Source organism: Calidifontimicrobium sp. SYSU G02091 (genome assembly GCF_022631395.1).
GTDB lineage: Bacteria > Pseudomonadota > Gammaproteobacteria > Burkholderiales > Burkholderiaceae_C > Calidifontimicrobium > Calidifontimicrobium sediminis.
The window spans coordinates 1-1177 of sequence record NZ_JALBGB010000082.1 but is presented as its reverse complement, the minus strand read 5'-3'; the positions used below and the strand labels follow the sequence as shown (position 1 = coordinate 1177).

The 1177-nt window shown below is 67.1% G+C and carries 1 protein-coding gene; it reads left to right on the top strand.

The window, feature by feature from the left end; genetic code table 11:
• Positions 1 to 76: 76 nt before the first annotated feature.
• The gene (locus MOJ79_RS18840) at positions 77 to 1051 is read left to right on the top strand and encodes an IS5 family transposase (protein ID WP_241925536.1); all 975 of its coding nucleotides are present in this window, start codon (positions 77 to 79) and stop codon (positions 1049 to 1051) included.
• The last annotated feature ends 126 nt before the right edge of the window (positions 1052 to 1177 follow it).

The window sequence follows — 1177 nt, the reverse complement described above, 5'->3', positions numbered from 1 at the left end:
TAGGGAAACGCTGATCAAGTCCACCGCATCGTAGTGACATGCGTTGGAGGTGTCGATGCAAGATGCGAGGATGACGATGAAGCAGATGACCTTGGCAGCGGCGGCCGATGCGTCGGCGGGATTCGAGCGCTTTCGTAAGCCTACGCGCCGCGACGCATTCCTGGCCCAGATGCAGACGATCGTGCCGTGGGGGCGGCTGGTGGCGCTGATCGAGCCGCACTACCCCAAGCCCGGCAACGGCCGCCCGCCCATCGGGCTGGAGCGCATGCTGCGCATCCACCTGCTGCAGCACTGGTTCAACCTGGCCGATGCGGCGTGCGAGGAGGCGCTGTACGACTCGGCGGCGCTGCGCGCTTTCGTTGGCATCGATCTGGGTCGCGAGCCGGTGCCCGACGCCACCACGATCCTCAAGTTTCGTCACCTGCTGGAGAGGCACCAGCTGGGGCAAGCCATCTTCGCCGAGGTCGGCCGCATCTTGCAGGAGCGAGGGCTTCGCCTGAGCGCGGGCACGATCGTGGACGCCACCATCATCGCCGCGCCGAGCTCGACCAAGAACGCCGAGCAGCAGCGCGACCCCGAGATGAAGCAGACGCGCAAGGGCAAACAGTGGTACTTCGGCATGAAAGTGCACGTGGGTGCCGACAGCAAGACCGGGCTGGTGCACAGCGCCGTGGTCACCAGTGCCAACGTGCATGACAAGCATGCCTTGCCCGATCTGCTGCACGGTGCGGAAAAGCGCGTCTACGGCGACCGCGGCTACCAGGGCTGCCGCGACATCATCAAGGCGGCAGCACCCCAGGCGCGCGACTTCACCAACCGGCGCGTGCGCAAGCCCGACGGGCAGGACGAGGCCGAGCGGCTGCGCAACCGCACCAAGAGCCGCACTCGGGCGCGCGTGGAGCACCCGTTTCACGTGCTCAAGCGCCTGTGGGGGTTCGTCAAGGTGCGCTACCGCGGACTCGCCAAGAACGCCAACCGCGTCTTCACGGCGCTGGCGATGGTCAACCTGTATCTGGCCGCGCGGCGCGTGCCGGCACTGGTGCGCCCATAGTGCGCCCAATGCGGGCCAGGTGGCCCGAAAACGGGCCCGCAGGGGCCGCCAGAGCGAGCAAAATCGTGCCGCCCAAGCCCGTACAGCCCGCATCGCTACCCCTGCGGCAACTTGATCAGCGTTTCC

Bases quoted from the DNA above. Each gene is read 5' to 3' on its own strand.
- MOJ79_RS18840 (WP_241925536.1), top strand. From the start codon at position 77: ATGAAGCAGATGACCTTGGCAGCGGCGGCCGATGCGTCGGCGGGATTC.